The organism is Halopseudomonas sp., assembly GCF_036960865.1.
Lineage (GTDB): Bacteria > Pseudomonadota > Gammaproteobacteria > Pseudomonadales > Pseudomonadaceae > Halopseudomonas.
In genome coordinates this window covers 279,160-295,771 of sequence record NZ_JBALWE010000004.1, presented here as the reverse complement: position 1 = coordinate 295,771, position 16,612 = coordinate 279,160, and the positions used below count along the sequence as shown (strand labels likewise).

General features: G+C 61.1%; 14 protein-coding genes. 5 read left to right on the top strand and 9 right to left on the bottom strand.

The features are described 5' to 3' along the window. Positions 1-8: 8 nt before the first annotated feature. Both lepB and V7747_RS07730 read right to left on the bottom strand, forming a co-directional pair. Positions 9-845, bottom strand: a complete 837-nt coding sequence (gene lepB, locus V7747_RS07735) for a signal peptidase I (protein WP_335615472.1) — start codon at positions 843-845, stop codon at positions 9-11. Positions 846-1,026: 181 nt separating this feature from the next. After that, positions 1,027-1,464 (bottom strand): thiol-disulfide oxidoreductase DCC family protein, encoded by a 438-nt coding sequence (locus tag V7747_RS07730; RefSeq protein ID WP_335615471.1) that lies wholly within the window; start codon positions 1,462-1,464, stop codon positions 1,027-1,029. Positions 1,465-1,583: 119 nt separating this feature from the next. Here V7747_RS07730 and V7747_RS07725 point away from each other — a divergent pair, with 119 nt between their 5' ends. After that, entirely contained in the window at positions 1,584-3,161 is a 1,578-nt protein-coding gene (locus tag V7747_RS07725; protein ID WP_335615470.1) for a cryptochrome/photolyase family protein, read from the top strand. A 32-nt stretch (positions 3,162-3,193) separates the two neighbouring features. On the opposite strand, the gene V7747_RS07720 is transcribed toward V7747_RS07725, so the two are convergent. The 3 genes from V7747_RS07720 to uvrD all read right to left on the bottom strand — a co-directional run bounded on the left by V7747_RS07720 (position 3,194) and on the right by uvrD (position 7,501). Then, positions 3,194-3,886, bottom strand: coding sequence for a lipopolysaccharide kinase InaA family protein (locus V7747_RS07720; RefSeq protein WP_442909205.1), 693 nt, complete (start codon positions 3,884-3,886; stop codon positions 3,194-3,196). Between the two features lie 262 nt (positions 3,887-4,148). Then, positions 4,149-5,255, bottom strand: a complete 1,107-nt coding sequence (locus V7747_RS07715; RefSeq protein ID WP_335615468.1) for a TRAP transporter substrate-binding protein — start codon at positions 5,253-5,255, stop codon at positions 4,149-4,151. A gap of 71 nt (positions 5,256-5,326) precedes the next feature. After that, positions 5,327-7,501, bottom strand: a complete 2,175-nt coding sequence (gene uvrD / locus V7747_RS07710) for a DNA helicase II (protein WP_335615467.1) — start codon at positions 7,499-7,501, stop codon at positions 5,327-5,329. 207 nt (positions 7,502-7,708) lie between these two features. Here uvrD and V7747_RS07705 point away from each other — a divergent pair, with 207 nt between their 5' ends. Continuing rightward, positions 7,709-10,570 (top strand): EAL domain-containing protein, encoded by a 2,862-nt coding sequence (locus V7747_RS07705; protein WP_335615466.1) that lies wholly within the window; start codon positions 7,709-7,711, stop codon positions 10,568-10,570. On the opposite strand, the gene zwf is transcribed toward V7747_RS07705, so the two are convergent. Then, positions 10,571-12,013, bottom strand: coding sequence for a glucose-6-phosphate dehydrogenase (gene zwf / locus V7747_RS07700; protein WP_335615539.1), 1,443 nt, complete (start codon positions 12,011-12,013; stop codon positions 10,571-10,573). 168 nt (positions 12,014-12,181) lie between these two features. Between zwf and hexR the strand changes: the two genes are divergently transcribed. After that, a complete protein-coding gene (gene hexR, locus V7747_RS07695) occupies positions 12,182-13,048 on the top strand; it encodes a transcriptional regulator HexR (protein WP_335615465.1) in 867 nt (288 codons plus the stop codon). Between the two features lie 60 nt (positions 13,049-13,108). Then, positions 13,109-13,387 (top strand): peptidylprolyl isomerase, encoded by a 279-nt coding sequence (locus tag V7747_RS07690; protein ID WP_335615464.1) that lies wholly within the window; start codon positions 13,109-13,111, stop codon positions 13,385-13,387. Here V7747_RS07690 and V7747_RS07685 read toward each other — a convergent pair. Beyond that, a complete protein-coding gene (locus tag V7747_RS07685; RefSeq protein WP_335615463.1) occupies positions 13,375-13,938 on the bottom strand; it encodes a helix-turn-helix domain-containing protein in 564 nt (187 codons plus the stop codon). The two genes, V7747_RS07690 and V7747_RS07685, sit on opposite strands and share 13 nt — an antisense overlap. 115 nt (positions 13,939-14,053) lie before the next feature. Between V7747_RS07685 and V7747_RS07680 the strand changes: the two genes are divergently transcribed. Then, positions 14,054-15,214, top strand: a complete 1,161-nt coding sequence (locus V7747_RS07680; RefSeq protein WP_335615462.1) for a benzoate/H(+) symporter BenE family transporter — start codon at positions 14,054-14,056, stop codon at positions 15,212-15,214. Positions 15,215-15,224: 10 nt separating this feature from the next. Here the strand turns inward: V7747_RS07680 and V7747_RS07675 are convergent, their stop codons facing one another. Both V7747_RS07675 and V7747_RS07670 read right to left on the bottom strand, forming a co-directional pair. Next, on the bottom strand, positions 15,225-15,779 hold the full coding sequence (locus V7747_RS07675; RefSeq protein WP_335615461.1) for a DUF1003 domain-containing protein: 555 nt from the start codon (positions 15,777-15,779) through the stop codon (positions 15,225-15,227). A 32-nt stretch (positions 15,780-15,811) separates the two neighbouring features. Beyond that, on the bottom strand, positions 15,812-16,573 hold the full coding sequence (locus tag V7747_RS07670) for a TOBE domain-containing protein (RefSeq protein ID WP_335615460.1): 762 nt from the start codon (positions 16,571-16,573) through the stop codon (positions 15,812-15,814). Positions 16,574-16,612 lie beyond the last annotated feature (39 nt).

The following is a 16,612-nucleotide window of genomic DNA, read 5'->3' as shown; positions in this document are numbered from 1 at the left end:
GCGGCTGCTCAGTTGGGCACCACAGCCACCACTTCACCCACAATGCGCTCGGCCTGCACACTGCCCCAGTGCCGGCTGTCGTCGGAGTTGTCGCGGTTGTCGCCGAGAAAGAAGTAATGCCCTTCGGGTATTTTGAAAGTACGAATGGCTTGCGCTGGCGCGTCTTTGCGATATTGAACTTGATAGGTCTGGTCACCGGCCTGCTCGACAAACGTGCGTAATGTCTCGCTTTCGCCAGCCTGACGGCGGGTCAGGTTTTTGCCGTTGAGCACCACTCCTTGCTCGGTCAGCGCAATGACGTCGCCCGGTAACGCCAGCAACCGCTTCACATAAAGCGCGTCGGTGTCTGGCGGATAAAACACGTAGACCTTGCCCCGTTGCATCCGCGTTGGCGATAGCTCCGCTGCGGCGGGCAGCGCGTAACCGTAGAGCGCCGACTGCGCGAAACCCCACTTCTGCACTACCACTACATCACCCTCAACCAGACCCGGATGCATCGAGGCCGAGGGTATCGCGTAGGGCTCATAGCACAACGCGCGCACCAGCAAGATGCTCAACATCAGGCCAAGGTAAAACCCGACCACCATCCAGACACGGCTATACCAGGGCCGCGCCAGCATTCGTTTGCTACGCCGAATAACCCAGCAGGCATGCAGCGGACAAATCAGGCTGAGCAGCAGATGCAGCCCCCATCCCAGATACCAGTCCATCGCGGCGACCACCAGGGCAACCACCAGATAGGACCAGAACAGCCTGGGACGACCCACATAAAGAAAGACGAAGGGTTGCAGAAAGATGCCGAGCACCGCGGCAAGCCAGATTTTCGGGGGACTGACAGTGGCCAAAACAGCTCCTTGGTGGACGCCAGAACAGGCCCTACTGTGACCGCAGCATGCGGCTTAGATTCCTTGCGCTGCTCGCACAACAGAATCCGAGGGCTTGGCAGCACCCCATGCAAAAAGCGGCAACGGCACGCGGTAAAGTCTCTATCCCAGGCGATAACAGAGCACGAACAGGCGCAACGGGTCAGTCATCATCCAGAAAACGCTTGGCGTGGTCGGCGTTGGGCAGCGTGCAATAATCGTAGCGGCCAAACCACCGATAGCGATTCAAGGCAATACGGTCATACAGCCAATCGCGTACTGGCCTTGGCACCACGCGCAGAACACCCAGCATCCGCCAGGGCCAACCAAGCCCGCTCATCACCCGAAAGAACGCCGCGCTCTTCTCAAAACAGCAACCCTGCTCAATCACCAGCATGGTCGTAACCCGCTCGGACGAATAACCGAACTGCTGCAACAGCTGCTCACCCGCCGTCGATTGCACGCTGCACAGCCGGTAAACGCGACGGCGATCATGCGTGATAAGAAAGTTCGCCCAGCCATTGCACAGCTTGCAGACCGCATCAAACAGGATGATGCGATCTGGTGGTACAGGGCGGCTAGAAGATGCGCTGTTGTTCATCGCGCCAGCATACCCCAGACTGATACCCTGCGCGCGCCAGCCGACTCAGCTGGACGTTGCGCCGCTTGAAGGCCTGAACCTGATGGCTATCGCCCTTCGCTTGCACCGAGACGCACTGTATGGCCAAGACCTACAAACGCTTGCGGCTGATCCTGGGGGACCAGCTCAACCCGCGCCACAGCTGGTATCGCGACAAGGATACCGACACGCTCTACGTGATTGCCGAGCTGCATCAGGAAACCGGCTATACCCGCCACCACGTGCAGAAAGTCTGTGCCTTCTTCGCCGCCATGGCCACCTTCGCGCAGGCGCTTGGCAAAACCGGGCACCAGGTACTGCACCTGGACCTGGATGACACTCGCGCCGACGCCACCCTACCCGAGCTGCTGAAGCGGTTGATCGCCGAATACCAGGTCACCTGCTTCGAATACCAGCTGCCCGACGAATATCGGCTGCGGACCCAGTTGGCCGATTTTGCCAGCGCGGTGCCGGTCACCACCAGTGCCTGGGAAACCGAGCATTTCTGCCTGAGCGATCAGGAACTCTCGCACTACTTTCAGCCGGGCAAGCGACACCAGATGGAAGCCTTCTACCGCAAGCTGCGGGTGCGCTTCGACATTCTGATGGATGGCGCCGCACCCCAGGGCGGGCAGTGGAATTTCGATGCCGACAACCGCAACAAACTGAAGGCCGCCGACCTCGATCAGATACCCGAGCCGCTGCTGTTTGCCAACGAGGTCGGTCCGATCCTTGAGCGCTTAAGGCGCCACGGCATCAATACCATGGGCACACCGATGACGCAGCTGCCCTGGCCGGTGAACCGACAGCAGGCAATCGCCCTGCTGGAGCACTTCTGCCGCCACGCCTTGCCGCAGTTTGGCCAGTATCAGGATGCCATGACCGGTAAGCTCGACGTCAGTGACCGCGCCCGCCAGTGGAGTCTGTTTCATTCACGGCTGTCCTTTGCGCTCAACTGCAAGATGCTCGATCCACAGCAGGTCATCCGGGTCGCCATCGAGCACTACCAGGCCGACCCGAGCGGGGAACGCATAGGTATCGCTCAGATCGAAGGCTTCGTACGGCAGATTCTTGGCTGGCGCGAATTTGTTCGTGGCCTTTACTGGGCCAACATGCCGGACTACGCGCAATTGAATGCGCTGGACGCGCAGCGCGCGCTACCGTCCTGGTTCTGGAGCGCCGATACCCGCATGAATTGTCAGAAGCAGGCGATCAGCCAATCGCTGGAGTTTGCCTACGCGCATCACATCCAACGCCTGATGATCACCGGCAACTTCTGCCTGCTGACCGGCATTGATCCGGATGAGGTCGACCAGTGGTATCTGGGTGTCTATATCGACGCCATCGAGTGGGTTGAACTACCCAACACCCGTGGCATGAGCCAGTTTGCCGACGGCGGCATCGTCGGCTCCAAGGCCTATGCCGCCAGCGGCAACTATGTGCAGAAAATGAGCGACTATTGCAGCGACTGCACTTACCAGGTAAAGCAGGTGACCGGCGCTGACGCCTGCCCGCTGAATTCACTGTATTGGCGCTTCATGCAACAACACCAACGCGATTTTGCTGGCAACCCGCGCAACAAAATGGTGTACGCCAATTGGCAGAAAAAACCGCTGGCGCAGCGCGAGGCCATTCTGGCGCAGGCCGAACAGCTACTCGACGACCTGGAATCGCTGTAGCCTCACCCCCGAGCCTGGTGAGGTGCAGCCCATCAGTGCGGCGTCACCGGTGTCTTGGCACCCAGCAGCTTCTGCGTCGGTTCAATGGTGCCGATTGCCTGATAGTACTGCAGCAGCGTAAACCAATCGGCTTCGGGCATCGGCCCACGATGACGGTAGAACTGCTTGAGGTCGTGGCGCACGGCGGCGTGATGGCGCAGGCGGTGACGCGCCTTTTCCAGATCCAGCAGGGCAATCTCTACACCCTGACTGCGCACCCGGATAAACACATGCTTGGAGTACAGACAACCATGCTGCCACCCGGCGGCATGGGCCAGACTGAGCGTTTTTGCCAACTCGCGCAGCATATGTTGATGGGTGGCGCTACCGTGCACGCTGGGCGCGTCCTCAGCGTACCACTGGTCCATGCTGATAAAGCCTTTCAGTTCCTCGGTCACCAGCAGACCCTGCCAGACGCCATCCTGCTTGCGTGAGCCCGCGAAAACCAGACGTGGCACGCGCACGCCGGCGGCGCGATAGGCTTCCAGCGCGCGGTGCTCACGCACCACCGTGGGGCGGCCGAGGGGATAACGCAACGAACGACTCAAATGGCCGCACTGACGTTTAGCGTACAGAACCTTGCCATCCGGGGTATGCAGGTACTGAACACCACTCAGACCATCGCGCCGTTCATTGGGCTCTTCGACCCACTCGCCCTCTAGCTGCCACCAGCCGAGAAAGCCCATAGCCGCGTACTGCTCATTTAATTCGCTCAATTAACGTTACCTCGCCGACCCGCCATGGCTGACTACCCTTCCGCCGTGGGGGTACCTGTTATTCTTGGCTGCGCGGCGCAGCCGGGTGCTGTCGTGCTTCAAATTTACTAGCAACAACGATACCCATCTTGCGTCCATCAAGTCAAAAAACACGGCATCCGCGAGGAAAAGGCCAGGAACGTGCACAAACAAAAAACCCGCCGGGACGGCGGGTTTCGTATCAGACCTGCACTCAGCTACGTAGGTCGTACATCGCCTTTTCGCTGATCGCGTGCCACGCATTCACTTTATCGCGGAACGCTTGCATGGAGTCCCACACCTCACGATTGAGCGGGTTGGCCGCGGCAGTTTCTTCCAGTACATCCAGGCTGATATCACGCAAACGCTCCAGTACCGCGTCGGGCAAGCGCCGTAGCTGCACACCGTGCTCGTTCACCAGCGTGTCCAGCGCCTCGGCATTGCGCTTGGTGTACTCGTCCAGCATCGCCTGGTTGGTAGCGCGGGCGGCGACCTTGACGATGTCCTGCAGATCCGCCGGTAGCTCTGCCAGCTTCTGCTGATTGATGGTCAACTCGAGGACCGCACAGGGCTCCTGCCAACCCGGGTAGTAATAGTACTTGGCAGCCTGATACAGACCGAAGGCCAGATCGTTGTAGGGGCTGACCCAGTCGGTGGCGTCGATGACGCCGGTCTGCAGCGAGGTGAAGATTTCGCTGCCCGGCAGGTTGACCGTGGTCGCTCCAGCGCGCGACAGCACTTCGCCGCCAAAGCCGGGCATGCGGATTTTCAGCCCCTGCAGGTCATCCAGGCTGTTGATTTCCTTGTTGAACCAACCCGCCATCTGCACGCCAGTGTTGCCGCAGGGCAAGGGCAGCACGCCCAGCGGCTCGTAGGCTTTCTGCCATAGCTCGAGCCCGCCGCCCTCATACAGCCAGGCGTTCATCTCCTGCGCGTTCAAACCGAAAGGCACGGCGGTAAAGAACGGCGCTGTCGCGCTCTTGCCCTTCCAGTAATAAGCCGCGCTGTGACCCAGTTCGGCGGTGCCGCTGGAGACCGCGTCAAAGACCTCCAAAGCTGGCACCAGCGCGCCTGCGGCAAACACCTGAATGCTCAGGCGGCCATTCGACAGTCGCGCCACGGTATCGGCAAAGTGCTGCGCCGTTGTGCCCAGGCCGGGAAAGTTCTCCGGCCAGGAGGTGACCATCTTCCAGCGAAAACGCTGCTCGGGTTGCGCCTGGGTAGCGGTACCCGCCGCCGGAGCCGCGTCGTCCTTGCATCCAGCCAGTGCAGCCACGCCGAGACCCAGCCCAGCGGCGGTCAGTAGTTTACGTCTGTCCATTGATGCCTTTCTCTCGTCAATCAGCGGCGGCGACGCTCACCACGCCTGCGGCCTGCCGGGGTTAACTGTGTCTACAGCGCTTCAAGTTTGGCGTACGCCACCATCAGCCACTTGCTGCCTTCATCATCAAAATTGACTTGGATGCGCGCCTGCGCACCCTGGCCTTCATAATTGAGCACCACGCCTTCGCCAAACAGCGAATGCATCACCCGCTGCCCCAGCGCGAAACCGGTACTTTCGCTGGCATCGGCAGCAAACAGGCCGGACTTGCCGGGGCCGAAGGGTCGGCTGACCTGATTACCCAGGCGGACTTCCTGAATCAGCTCCGCCGGCACCTCGCGCACAAAGCGCGACAGCTTGTTGAAAGTCTCGCTGCCGTACAGGCGGCGCGTCTCGGCCCAGGTGATCACCAATTGCTGCATGGCGCGGGTAATACCCACGTAGGCCAGGCGGCGCTCTTCCTCCAAGCGGCCAGGGTCCTCCAGGCTCATCTTGTGCGGGAACAGGCCCTCCTCCACGCCGGCCATGAACACCAACGGAAACTCCAGCCCCTTGGCGCTGTGCAAGGTCATCAGCTGCACGCTGTCTTCAAAGCGGTCGGCCTGGGTTTCACCCGCTTCCAGCGAGGCGTGGGCAAGGAAGGCGAGCAGCACATCGCCCTCCTCGTCTTCGTCGGCCATGTCGTTCTCGAAGCCGCGCGCAGCCGATACCAGTTCTTCCAGGTTTTCGACCCGTGCCTGCGCCTTTTCGCCCTTCTCCTGCTCATGAAAGCGCAACAGCCCGCTGTGCTCGATGGCGATCTGCGCCTTGCTGTACAGCGGCACACCCTCGGCGCGCTCGGCCAGTTCTTCGATCAGCACCATGAAGGCCTGCACCGCATTCGCCGCACGGCCCGGCAGCCCCTTGTTGTCGAGCAGATCACAGGCCGCCTGCCACAATGAGACATCCTGCTGGCGGGCATGCTGGCGCAGTACTTCGACGGTCTTGTCACCAATGCCCCGGGTGGGCACGTTGATAATCCGCTCCAACGCGCCGTCATCACCGCGGTTGCCGATCAACCGCAGGTAAGCCATGGCGTTCTTGATTTCGGCGCGCTCGAAGAAGCGCTGGCCGCCGTAGATGCGGTAGGGCACGCCGCTACGCAGCAGGGCTTCTTCCAGCACCCGTGACTGGGCGTTGGAGCGATAGAGGATGGCAATCTCGCTGCGGCTCATGCCATCGCGTACCGCCTGCTCAATGCGCTCGACAATGAAGCGCGCCTCGTCCTGCTCGTTGAAACCGGCATAGAGCGCAATCGGATCGCCCTCATTGCCGTCGGTCCACAGCTGCTTGCCGAGACGCCCGGCGTTGTTGTCGATCAGCGCGTTGGCGGCCTTGAGGATGGTCGCGGTAGAACGGTAGTTCTGTTCCAGCCGGATCATTTCGGCATTCGGGTAGTCGGTTTGAAACTGCTGGATATTTTCGATCCGCGCGCCGCGCCAGCCGTAGATCGACTGGTCGTCATCGCCCACCACCATCAGGCTGGGATTCTTGCCCGCCAGATGCCGCAACCAGGCGTACTGCACGGCGTTGGTATCCTGAAACTCGTCGACCAGCATGTGCTTGAAACGCGCCTGGTATTGCTCGCGCAGGGTCTGGTTGTCGCGCCACAACTCCAGTGAACGCAGTAGCAGCTCGGCAAAGTCGACCGCACCAGCCCGTGCGCAGGCCTGCTCGTAAGCGGTATAGACCCGCACCATGGTGGTCAGGAACAGATCGCCAGCGGGCTGGATATGCTGCGGGCGCAGGCCCTCGTCCTTCTGGCCATTGATCCACCACTGTGCCTGCTTGGGCGCCCACTGGTTTTCATCCAACCCCAGCTCGCGGATCACCCGCTTAACCAGCCGCAGCTGGTCATCGCTGTCGAGTATCTGGAACTGCTCGGCCAGCCCCGCCTCGCGCCAGTGCGCGCGCAACAGGCGGTGCGCCAGGCCGTGAAAGGTGCCAACCCACATGCCCTGCGGGGAGATGCCCAACATCTGTTCGATGCGCCCGCGCATCTCATAAGCCGCCTTGTTGGTAAAGGTGACCGACAGAATGCTCCAGGGCGAGGCCTTTTCGACCTCCACCAGCCAGGCAATGCGGTGCACCAGCACGCGGGTTTTACCGGAGCCGGCGCCAGCCAGCACCAGTTGTTGGCCAAGGCTGGCGGTGACCGCCTGGCGCTGGGCGTCATTGAGAGAGTGAAGCAGGTGGGAGATATCCATTGCGGCATTCTACCAGCGACCGCGCTCGGCTCGAAAGCCAAGCCTGCATATCCCGGTCCAGAGGCGCGCGTTGCAGTTTTTTACCCGTTTGGGGCTGTGCCGCACCGGTACGCTGGTGTAAGGTTGAGCGAATAAAGCCTTTGATCAGCTATAAGATCCGCCGATGATAAAAAGAAACGCACAGCGTTCCAGGACTCCCACGTCGTCATGACGATCTTGCGCTCCAGCACCACGCCCATCTCCGAGCCAGACCTGCGCCTGCAGCAAACCAATCAGCTGTATGCCTACTCACGTCTGCCCCAGTGGTTGATACTGGGCGTAGCCCTGCTGATTGTGCCGCTGCTTTGGGAGCACACCAGCCCGACCCGGTTGCTGAGCTGGGTCGCCCTGATCGGCCTGCTGGCGGTATTGCGCCAGCGTCTGGTCAAGCGCTATCAGAACTGCCTGCCACAAGATCGTCTGCGGGCCCGCTGGCGCTTTTTCTTCCATCTCGGCAACCTGGCCTCGGGCTTGTGCCTGGCCTGGGTCTATGTCGGTCTGACGCCGGTCGGCGACTTCACCCTGCAGGCGCCGATCTACAGCCTGGCCGGCGGTGTCGCCCTCTGTGTCGGAGTGATCTACGCCAGCCGCTTCCCGGCCTTTGCCAGCTTCATTGTTCCCGCCTGGTTACCGCCCGTTGCCTTCCTGTTGATGCAACAGGACGATTTCAGTCAGTCCTGGGCCTTGATGGGCTTGATCCTGTTTGTCTGCATCGTGCTGTGCGCCGTCTTTATTCATCGCTCGGTACTCGAGGCGCTGATCAGTAACCTGCGCAATGAAGCCCTGCTCACCAACCTTGGTAGCACCCAGCAGCGCAGCGAAGAACTGAATCAGCAGCTGACCCGCGAGATCAACCAACGCCGCAACGCCGAGCAATCGCTGCGAGAAAGCCACGAAGCACTCGAGGCACGAGTACAGGAGCGTACCGCTGAACTGGAGCGCGCCACCCAGAACCTGCAGGCCAGTGAGGCCCAATTGAGTCTGGCCATGGATGCCAGCCAGCTAGGGCTCTGGGACTGGGACCTGGTAACCGACCGGGTATTCCACTCGCAGGTCGATACCATTTTCGGCATTGCTCAGGATGAAGGCATGAGCATGCTGCTCGACCTCAAGCCCCGTCTGCACCCGGCCGATGCGGCCATGGTCCGCAAGACCCTGGTACGGCACATGAAAGGTGAAACCGAAGCCTACCGCATGGAATACCGCGTACGGCACCAGAACGGCCAGTGGGTCTGGGTCGAAGACGCCGGGCGCGTGGTGGAGCGCGACGCCCAGGGACGCGCCATTCGCATGATCGGCACCCGTCGCGACATCACCGCGCGCAAATACCAGGATGAGCAGGCGCTGCTGGCCTCTACCGTGTTCGAGGCCACCTCCGAAGGCATTTTCATTCTCGACCCGGAGCAGAACGTGCTGGCGGTCAACCAGGCCTACAGCGTGATTACTGGCCGAACCAGTGCCGATGCGGTGGGTCGCAACATTCTGGATCTCAGCGGCGATGAAGAAATTCGCAAGCAATTCTCCCAACTGCACCTGCTGCTCAACAATCAGGACCGCTGGCAGGGCGAGCTAACCGCACGGCGGCGCAGCGGAGAGTCCTTTCCCATCTGGCTGCAGCTCGCCGTAGTCCGCGACCAGAGCGGGCAGGTTACCCATTACGTGGGCTTCTTTGCCGATCTGACCACCCACCGTCAGACCGAAGAACAACTACAGTACCTGACCAATTACGACGCCCTGACCCAGCTGGCCAACCGCAACCTGTTCAACGAGCGGCTGCAGGAAGCCACCAGCCAGGCTCGGCAGCACGAGCACCAGGTCGCTCTGCTGCACATCGACCTGGATCGTTTCAAACAGATCAACGTTAGCCTGGGTCACGCGGTGGCCGACAGCCTGCTGCAGGAAGTAGCCAAACGCCTGCGCGCCGCAGTACACCCACAGGACTTGCTGGCGCGCCTCTCCGCAGACGAATTTGTGCTGGTCATCGAGCAGCCGGAAAACGACAAGGCGCTGGCGGTTGCCGCCAACGTCGTGCTGGACGCGGTGCGCCAGCCCATGCAGATTGGCGGCCAGGAGCTGGTCATTACGGCCTCCATCGGCATCAGCCTGTTCCCCGCCACTGCCCGCGACAGCCTGCTGATGATCACCCAGGCGCATCAGGCCATGCAGCACGCCAAACAGCTCGGCGGCAACAACGCCCAGTTTTTTACCCATGAGCTGCGCGCCTACAGCCTGGATCGTCTGCAGCTGGAGAACCAGTTACGCAAGGCGCTGGAAGACGACCAACTGGTGGTCTACTACCAACCCAAGCTTCACCTGGCCAGTGACCGCATCCGCAGTGCCGAGGCGCTGGTGCGCTGGCAGCACCCGCAGCGTGGGCTGGTGATGCCCGGCGAATTCATCAGCATCGCTGAAGAGTCCGGCTTGATCGTACGCCTCGGTGACAACGTGCTGCGCCAAGCCTGCGCCCAAGCCAGTCTGTGGTATCAGCAGGGGCCACAGGCGGTCGCGGTATCGGTGAACCTGTCGGTACAGCAGTTGCGTCAGCAAGGTTTTGCCGAAGACGTAGCTCGCATTCTGCGCGGCTGCAAACTGCCAGCAAGGCTGCTGGAACTGGAGCTGACCGAAAGCATGCTGCTGGAGCACAGCCCCACCGTCTCGACCAATATCGAAGCCCTGCAGGAGTTGGGGGTAACCCTCTCGGTAGACGACTTCGGCACCGGATACTCGTCGCTCGCCTACCTCAAACGCTTCCCGATCAGTACCTTGAAGATCGACCGCGCCTTTGTTGCCGAGCTGGATGAAGTACAGTCTGACGACGCCATCATCCGCGCCATCATCGCCATGGCCCACAGCCTGTCGCTGAACGTGGTTGCCGAGGGCGTCGAGCATGAAAGCCAGTTGGAGTTTCTCAAGGCCAATGGCTGCGACGAAGTGCAGGGCTATCTGATCAGCCGCCCTATCCCGGCCGATGAATTGACCGCGCTGCTGGCCAGCAGCAGCGATATGCCAAACCTGCGTAAACGTCGCTGATTAGAGCCGCTCGTCCAGCCAGCGGTGTCCCTGCCGGTCAAGCAGACTGTCTGCCGCGTCCGGCCCCCAGCTACCTGCCGGGTAACGCTTGGGTGAGCGATAGCAATCCTGCCAGCCCGCCAGAATCGGGTCCACCCAGCGCCAGGCCGCTTCAATTTCGTCACGCCGCATAAAGAGTGTGGCGTCGCCTTGGATCACGTCTAACAGCAGCCGCTCATAGGCATCCCAACGGCGCCGCTTGAAGGCATCGGCGAAATCCAGGTCCAGATCCACGTTCTGCAAACCCATACCGCGGCCCGGCGATTTCGCCATCAACGAAAGGCGAATACCTTCATCCGGCTGCAGGCTGATGATCAGGCGGTTGTTTTCCGGGTTGTCGCCGCTGCGCGGAAACAGCCGATAGGGCACCGGCTTGAACTGAATCACGATCTCGGACTTGCGCTGCGCCAGGCACTTTCCGGTGCGCAGGTAAAAGGGCACGCCGGCCCAGCGCCAGTTGTCGATCTCGGTTTTCAGCGCGACAAAGGTCTCGGTATTGCTGTCGTGGTCTACACGCTTTTCAAAGTAATAGGCCGGCAAGCGCTCGCCGGCACGCTCGCCCGCCGCATACTGGCCGCGCACCGTGCGGTCCTGCACATCCATGCCGGTAATGGGCCGCAAAGCCTCGAGAATCTTCAGCTTTTCATTGCGCACCGCCTCGGGCTCGAAGTACACAGGCGCTTCCATCGCAACCAGACAGAGCAGCTGCAACAGATGATTTTGCACCATGTCGCGCATGGCGCCGGCATGATCGTAATAGTCACCACGATTCTCCACGCCGACGCTTTCCAACACGCTGATCTGCACATGGTCAATGTGCGCATTGCGCCACAGCGGCTCGAACAGAGCATTGCCAAAGCGCAGTGCCAGCAGATTCTGTACCGCCTCCTTGCCCAGATAGTGATCAATGCGGAATACCCGCGCCTCGTCGAACACGGCGCCGATCTGATCGTTGATCTCATTCGCGGTCACCAGACTTTCGCCAAGCGGCTTTTCGAGTACCACGCGGGCGTGCGCGTCGGTCAGGCCTACCGAGGCGAGGTGCTTTACCGTAGGAGCAAACAGGCTGGGCAGGGTCGCCAGATAGAACACTCGGACACGGCCACTGTCGGTTTTCAACAGCTTGGTCAGTTTGGGAAATTCGACGCGCTGACTGACATCCAGCGAAAGGTAGTCCATGCGTGCCGCAAAACTGTCCCAGGCGCTCTGATCAAAATCGCTGCGCGCTACATGCTGACTGACATGGCGTTTGACCAGCTTGCGATAACTATCGACCGTGTGCTGCGCCCGCGCCAGCGCAAAGATGCGCGTGCCCGCGTGCAGGTGGCCGTCACGGTGCAGATAATAGAGTGCCGGCAACAGCTTGCGCATCGCCAGATCGCCGGTGCCGCCAAACACCACCATGTCACAGCTGATACCGTCTTGCGCCGCCACGTCGCCCTCCCGGAAAACAGCGCCATGACCATTTTTGTAGTATAACTACAAAATCGGTCGCCATCGGGCGCCAAAAACTCACATTGAAACGCACTGCACGCATGCAGCCACTCACTCGCAGACTAACATGAAGCCATCGTGAATTTGCTCCAGCACATCGCCGCCAGCCGTGACCTGCTCCGAAAGTCCGAGCTGAAGGTCGCCGACTACGTGCTGGCACAGGCCGCGCAGGTGATGCACTCCTCGATGGCGGACCTGGCCCAACAGGTCGGCGTCAGCGAGCCCACCATCGTCCGCTTCTGCCGCGCCATCGGCTGCAGCGGTTTTCAGGACCTGAAACTGAAACTGGCACAGAGCCTGGCCGCCGGTGCCAGTTTTGGCCAGTTTTCGATCAACGAAGACGACAGCGTCGATACCCTGTCGCACAAGATTTTTGATACCACCCTGGCCACCTTGATGGACGTCCGTGAGCGTCTGGACCCGGCAGCCATCGAGCAGGCCATTGACGCTCTGACCCATGCAAGACGCGTTGAATTCTATGGCTTTGGCGCTTCCGGCGCGGTCGCCAGCGACGCCCAGCACAAATTCTTTCGCCTGCAGGTCTCTACCGCTGCCTATTCCGATCCACACATGCAGGCCATGTCAGCCGTGACCCTGGGACCGGAGGACGTTGCCGTGGCGATCTCACAAACCGGCAGGACCAAGGATCTGCTGCACTCAGCCGGTCTGGTGGCCGAAACCGGCGCCACGTTGATCAGCCTGTGCCCCAGCCGCACACCGCTGGCCGAGCTGGGGCGTATTCATATCCCCATCGACGTGCCGGAAGATACCGATATCTACACCCCCCTGTCCTCACGTATCGCCCATCTGGTGGTGATTGACGTGCTGGCCATGGGTATGGCGATGCGCCGCGGGCCCGAACTGGTCAATCACCTCAAAAGCGTCAAGCGCAGCCTGCGCGGTCTGCGCCTGTCGAACAAGGCGCGTAGCGACAACGCCGAGTAACCGGCTGCCTGGCGCTTCTGGCATAATTTCCGCTCCCGCCCGCTATCCGAGGACACCTGCATGCCCGTCGCCATGGCCCGCCATATTCTGGTCAAGACCGAAGCCGAAGCCGCCGCATTGAAAAAGCGTCTCGCCGAGGGCGAGGCGTTCGATGTGTTGGCCAAGAAGCATTCCACCTGTCCCTCCAAGAAACGCGGCGGCGATCTGGGCGAAGTTCGGCCCGGCCAGATGGTGCGCGCCATCGACCAGATCATTTTCAAGAAGCCATTGAAAGTGGTGCACGGCCCGGTCAAGACCCAGTTCGGCTACCACCTGGTGCAGGTGTTCTACCGCGACTGAAGAGCGGGATAACAGATCAGGTTGTGGATCACCGCCGGATCGCTGCCCGGGTTGCGATAGCCGTGCGCCGCATCAGCCGCAAAACGCACGGCGGCACCTTGCTTGAGCCGTTGCCAACACCCATTGACCAGCAGCTCCACCTCACCCTGGATCACCGTTACGTGCTCGGTTACTCCGCTTTCGTGGGGCTCGGAAAGGCGCTCGTAGGCCGCTGGCAAGGTCAGCTCCAGCAGCTCGAAGCCATAGCGTGGATCGAAGGGGAACAGCGGCGCCACCAGCATTGCATCGCTGGTCGGCCGCTGCCGCAGCTGCTCGGCCTGACGCACTTCAAGCTCGTTGGGCGGTGCGGCAATAAAGGCCGAGAGCGGTACCTTGAAACCACCGGCGATTTTCCACAGGGTCGCCAGCGTCGGGCTCGATTCGGCCCGCTCTATCTGCCCGAGCATCGCCTTGCTGACGCCGCAGGCCTGCGCCGCCCGATCCAGACTCCAGCCGCGCTCACTGCGTAGCTGCTTAAGCGCCTGACCCAGATAATCACCCACTGATTGCATGCAAAAACCTGCGATTTTGTTTTGTGCGTTATAGCGCACGAGTGCTACATTGCGGCTCTATTGTGACCGCGTGCGCTATAACGCACAATCACCCTTCTATTGCTGGAGATGTCATGTGATTCGGACCTGGTTCAATCCCTCACATATAGCCGCCGGCTTCATTGCCGTATTGGTGGGTTACACCAGCTCGGCGGTCATCATCTTTCAGGCCGCCGAAGCGGCCGGCGCGTCGCCGCAGGAAATCAGCTCATGGCTATGGGCATTGGGTGTCGGCATGGCCATCACCAGCATCGGCCTTTCCCTGCGCTATCGCTCGCCGATTCTGATTGCCTGGAGCACACCGGGCGGCGCCCTGTTGGCGACTGGTTTGCCCGGTTTCAGCCTGAACGAGGCGATTGGCGTGTTTCTGTTCAACGCCCTTCTGATTACGCTCTGCGGCTTGCTGGGCTGGTTCGACCGTATCATGCGGCTGATCCCAGCCTCCTTGGCTGGCGCCATGCTGGCCGGGGTGCTGCTACCCTTTGGTCTGAACCTGTTTGTGGCGCTGGAGCAGCAGACATTGATGGTCGGCGCCATGCTGGTCACCTATCTGCTCGGGCGTCAGCTGTTACCGCGCTACGTGGTACCACTGGCCCTGCTGGTGGGGGTACTGATCGCTGCGCTGGGCAATCAGTTGCATATGGATGCCCTGGACTGGTCTCTGGCACAGCCGATCTGGACCACGCCGGCTTTCTCGCTGACGGCCCTGATCGGCGTGGGCATTCCCATGTTCATCGTTACCATGGCCTCGCAGAACGTGCCCGGTATGGCAGTGCTGCGCGCCAACGGCTATCAGGTGCCGGCCTCGCCACTGATGACCACTACCGGCATCACCGGTCTGCTGCTGGCGCCCTTTGGCGGTTACACCTTCAATCTGGCGGCCATCAGCGCCGCCATCTGCGCCGGCAAGGATGCCGACCCCGACCCTGCGCAGCGCTACCGCGCAACGATATGGGGTGGGCTCTTCTATCTGCTGACCGGGCTATTCGGCGCCACCGTGGCCAGCCTGTTTGCAGCCTTCCCGCAGGCGCTGATTATGGCGATCGCCGGCCTTGCTCTGCTGGGCACCATCGGCAACAGCCTGGCGACCGCGCTGCACGATGAGAGTCAGCGCGAGGCCGCTTTTCTGACCTTTCTAGTCACCGCATCAGGACTGTCACTATTCCACATCGGCAGCGCATTCTGGGGGCTGCTGCTGGGCATGCTGGTGTTGCAATTACGGCGGCGGATGGGCTGAACGCTACACCCTACGTCGCATCCTGACTTACTTGTGCATTACCGGCCACGCCCTTGTGAATGTCCTGGGTCAGCGCTTCAATGCGTTCGCTCAACTCGTGCGTCAGCTCGGTCAAGCGCGTGTTTTGCTCCAGCAGGCTGAGCAACGTTTGCATGTGCTGCGCCGACTGCTGCGCCCTTTCCGCCGCCGCTTGCGCCAGGGCTTCGCGGTGTTGCGCATCGGCTTGCGCCAGCGCCTTGTCACGATCGGCCTGGCGCGTTTGCGCCAGCAGGATCAGCGGCGCTGCATAAGCTGCCTGTAGGCTGAACGCCAAGTTCAACAGAATGAAGGGATAAAGATCGAACTGCACCAGGCCGCTGACGTTGACGGCTATCCACAAGCCCACAACCAGGGTCTGCGTGACCAGAAAGACCGGTGTGCCGAAAAAGCGCGCGAAGGCTTCAGCCTTCAGGGCGAACCAGCCATCGCCGAACACGGAGCCCAGGTGCAGACTGGAGCGAAGATAACGCAGATGGTGATTTGCTCGGGGGTTGGCTGGTTCTTCAGCCGGGCTGGGCACTGACATATGACGCACCTCGTGGGCAGAATAGGATCGAGTCAGACAGCACAGAGAATAATCTGCTCCGGCTCAACCCAGAGACTGACCGACTGCCCAAGGGGCGGCAATACCTGATCGTCGGCTACAGCGGCAATTACCAAGGGGCCATCGGGCAGCTGCACATGTAGCTCGGCACCTGACGCGCTCTGCGCGATCTCGCATAGCACGCCATCCAATCGGTTCTGCTGCGTTTTTTGCGGCAGCAGACGCACCCAAGGCGCCTTGATCAGCGCGACCACTTCAGCGCCTTGGCGCAGATTCAACCGCTCGGTACTGGCATGGGTTAGCAGTGCCTCCAGTGGCTGACCGCCATCGAGCTGCAACGCGATACGGTCATTCAGGCCCTGCGCTTCAATCTGCGTTACCCGGGCATAGAGCTGATTACGCGCGCTGGTGCGCAGGCGCAGGCGATGCATCACCTGCAGGTACGGTTCCAGAGTTTGGTCTTCCGCCAGCCGCGCGAGAAACTGTTCATGCTCCTGCTGATAGCGCTGAAACGCTGCCACCAGCTCTGTTCCCTGCACCGTCAGCCGTGTACCGCCGCCGCCTTTGCCCCCCACAGAGCGCTCAACCAGTGGCGTGCCGGTGGCCTTGTTCATCGCGTCTACCGCGTCCCAAGCCGTTTTGTAGCTCATGCCGGCGGCCTTGGCCGCCTGGCTGATGGAGCCGGTTTGCACTATCTGTTGCAGCAGCTCGATACGTCCCTGGCCCGCCAGATTTTGGCCCTCGTGGGCGAACCAGAGTTGTCCTTCCAATTTCATGTGGATGTTGTCCTGTTATCCGAGGTGCGGCACACCGGG

Excerpts from the sequence above, each read along its gene's own strand:
- zwf (WP_335615539.1), bottom strand. The coding sequence starts at position 12,013 with ATGGTGGTGTTTGGCGGCACCGGCGATCTGGCGATGCGCAAGCTGTTG.
- V7747_RS07730 (WP_335615471.1), bottom strand. The coding sequence starts at position 1,464 with ATGAACAACAGCGCATCTTCTAGCCGCCCTGTACCACCAGATCGCATC.
- V7747_RS07670 (WP_335615460.1), bottom strand. The coding sequence starts at position 16,573 with ATGAAATTGGAAGGACAACTCTGGTTCGCCCACGAGGGCCAAAATCTG.
- V7747_RS07725 (WP_335615470.1), top strand. The coding sequence starts at position 1,584 with ATGGCCAAGACCTACAAACGCTTGCGGCTGATCCTGGGGGACCAGCTC.
- uvrD (WP_335615467.1), bottom strand. The coding sequence starts at position 7,501 with ATGGATATCTCCCACCTGCTTCACTCTCTCAATGACGCCCAGCGCCAG.
- V7747_RS07685 (WP_335615463.1), bottom strand. The coding sequence starts at position 13,938 with ATGCAATCAGTGGGTGATTATCTGGGTCAGGCGCTTAAGCAGCTACGC.
- V7747_RS07715 (WP_335615468.1), bottom strand. The coding sequence starts at position 5,255 with ATGGACAGACGTAAACTACTGACCGCCGCTGGGCTGGGTCTCGGCGTG.
- V7747_RS07690 (WP_335615464.1), top strand. The coding sequence starts at position 13,109 with ATGCCCGTCGCCATGGCCCGCCATATTCTGGTCAAGACCGAAGCCGAA.
- V7747_RS07720 (WP_442909205.1), bottom strand. The coding sequence starts at position 3,886 with ATGGGCTTTCTCGGCTGGTGGCAGCTAGAGGGCGAGTGGGTCGAAGAG.
- V7747_RS07675 (WP_335615461.1), bottom strand. The coding sequence starts at position 15,779 with ATGTCAGTGCCCAGCCCGGCTGAAGAACCAGCCAACCCCCGAGCAAAT.
- V7747_RS07705 (WP_335615466.1), top strand. The coding sequence starts at position 7,709 with ATGACGATCTTGCGCTCCAGCACCACGCCCATCTCCGAGCCAGACCTG.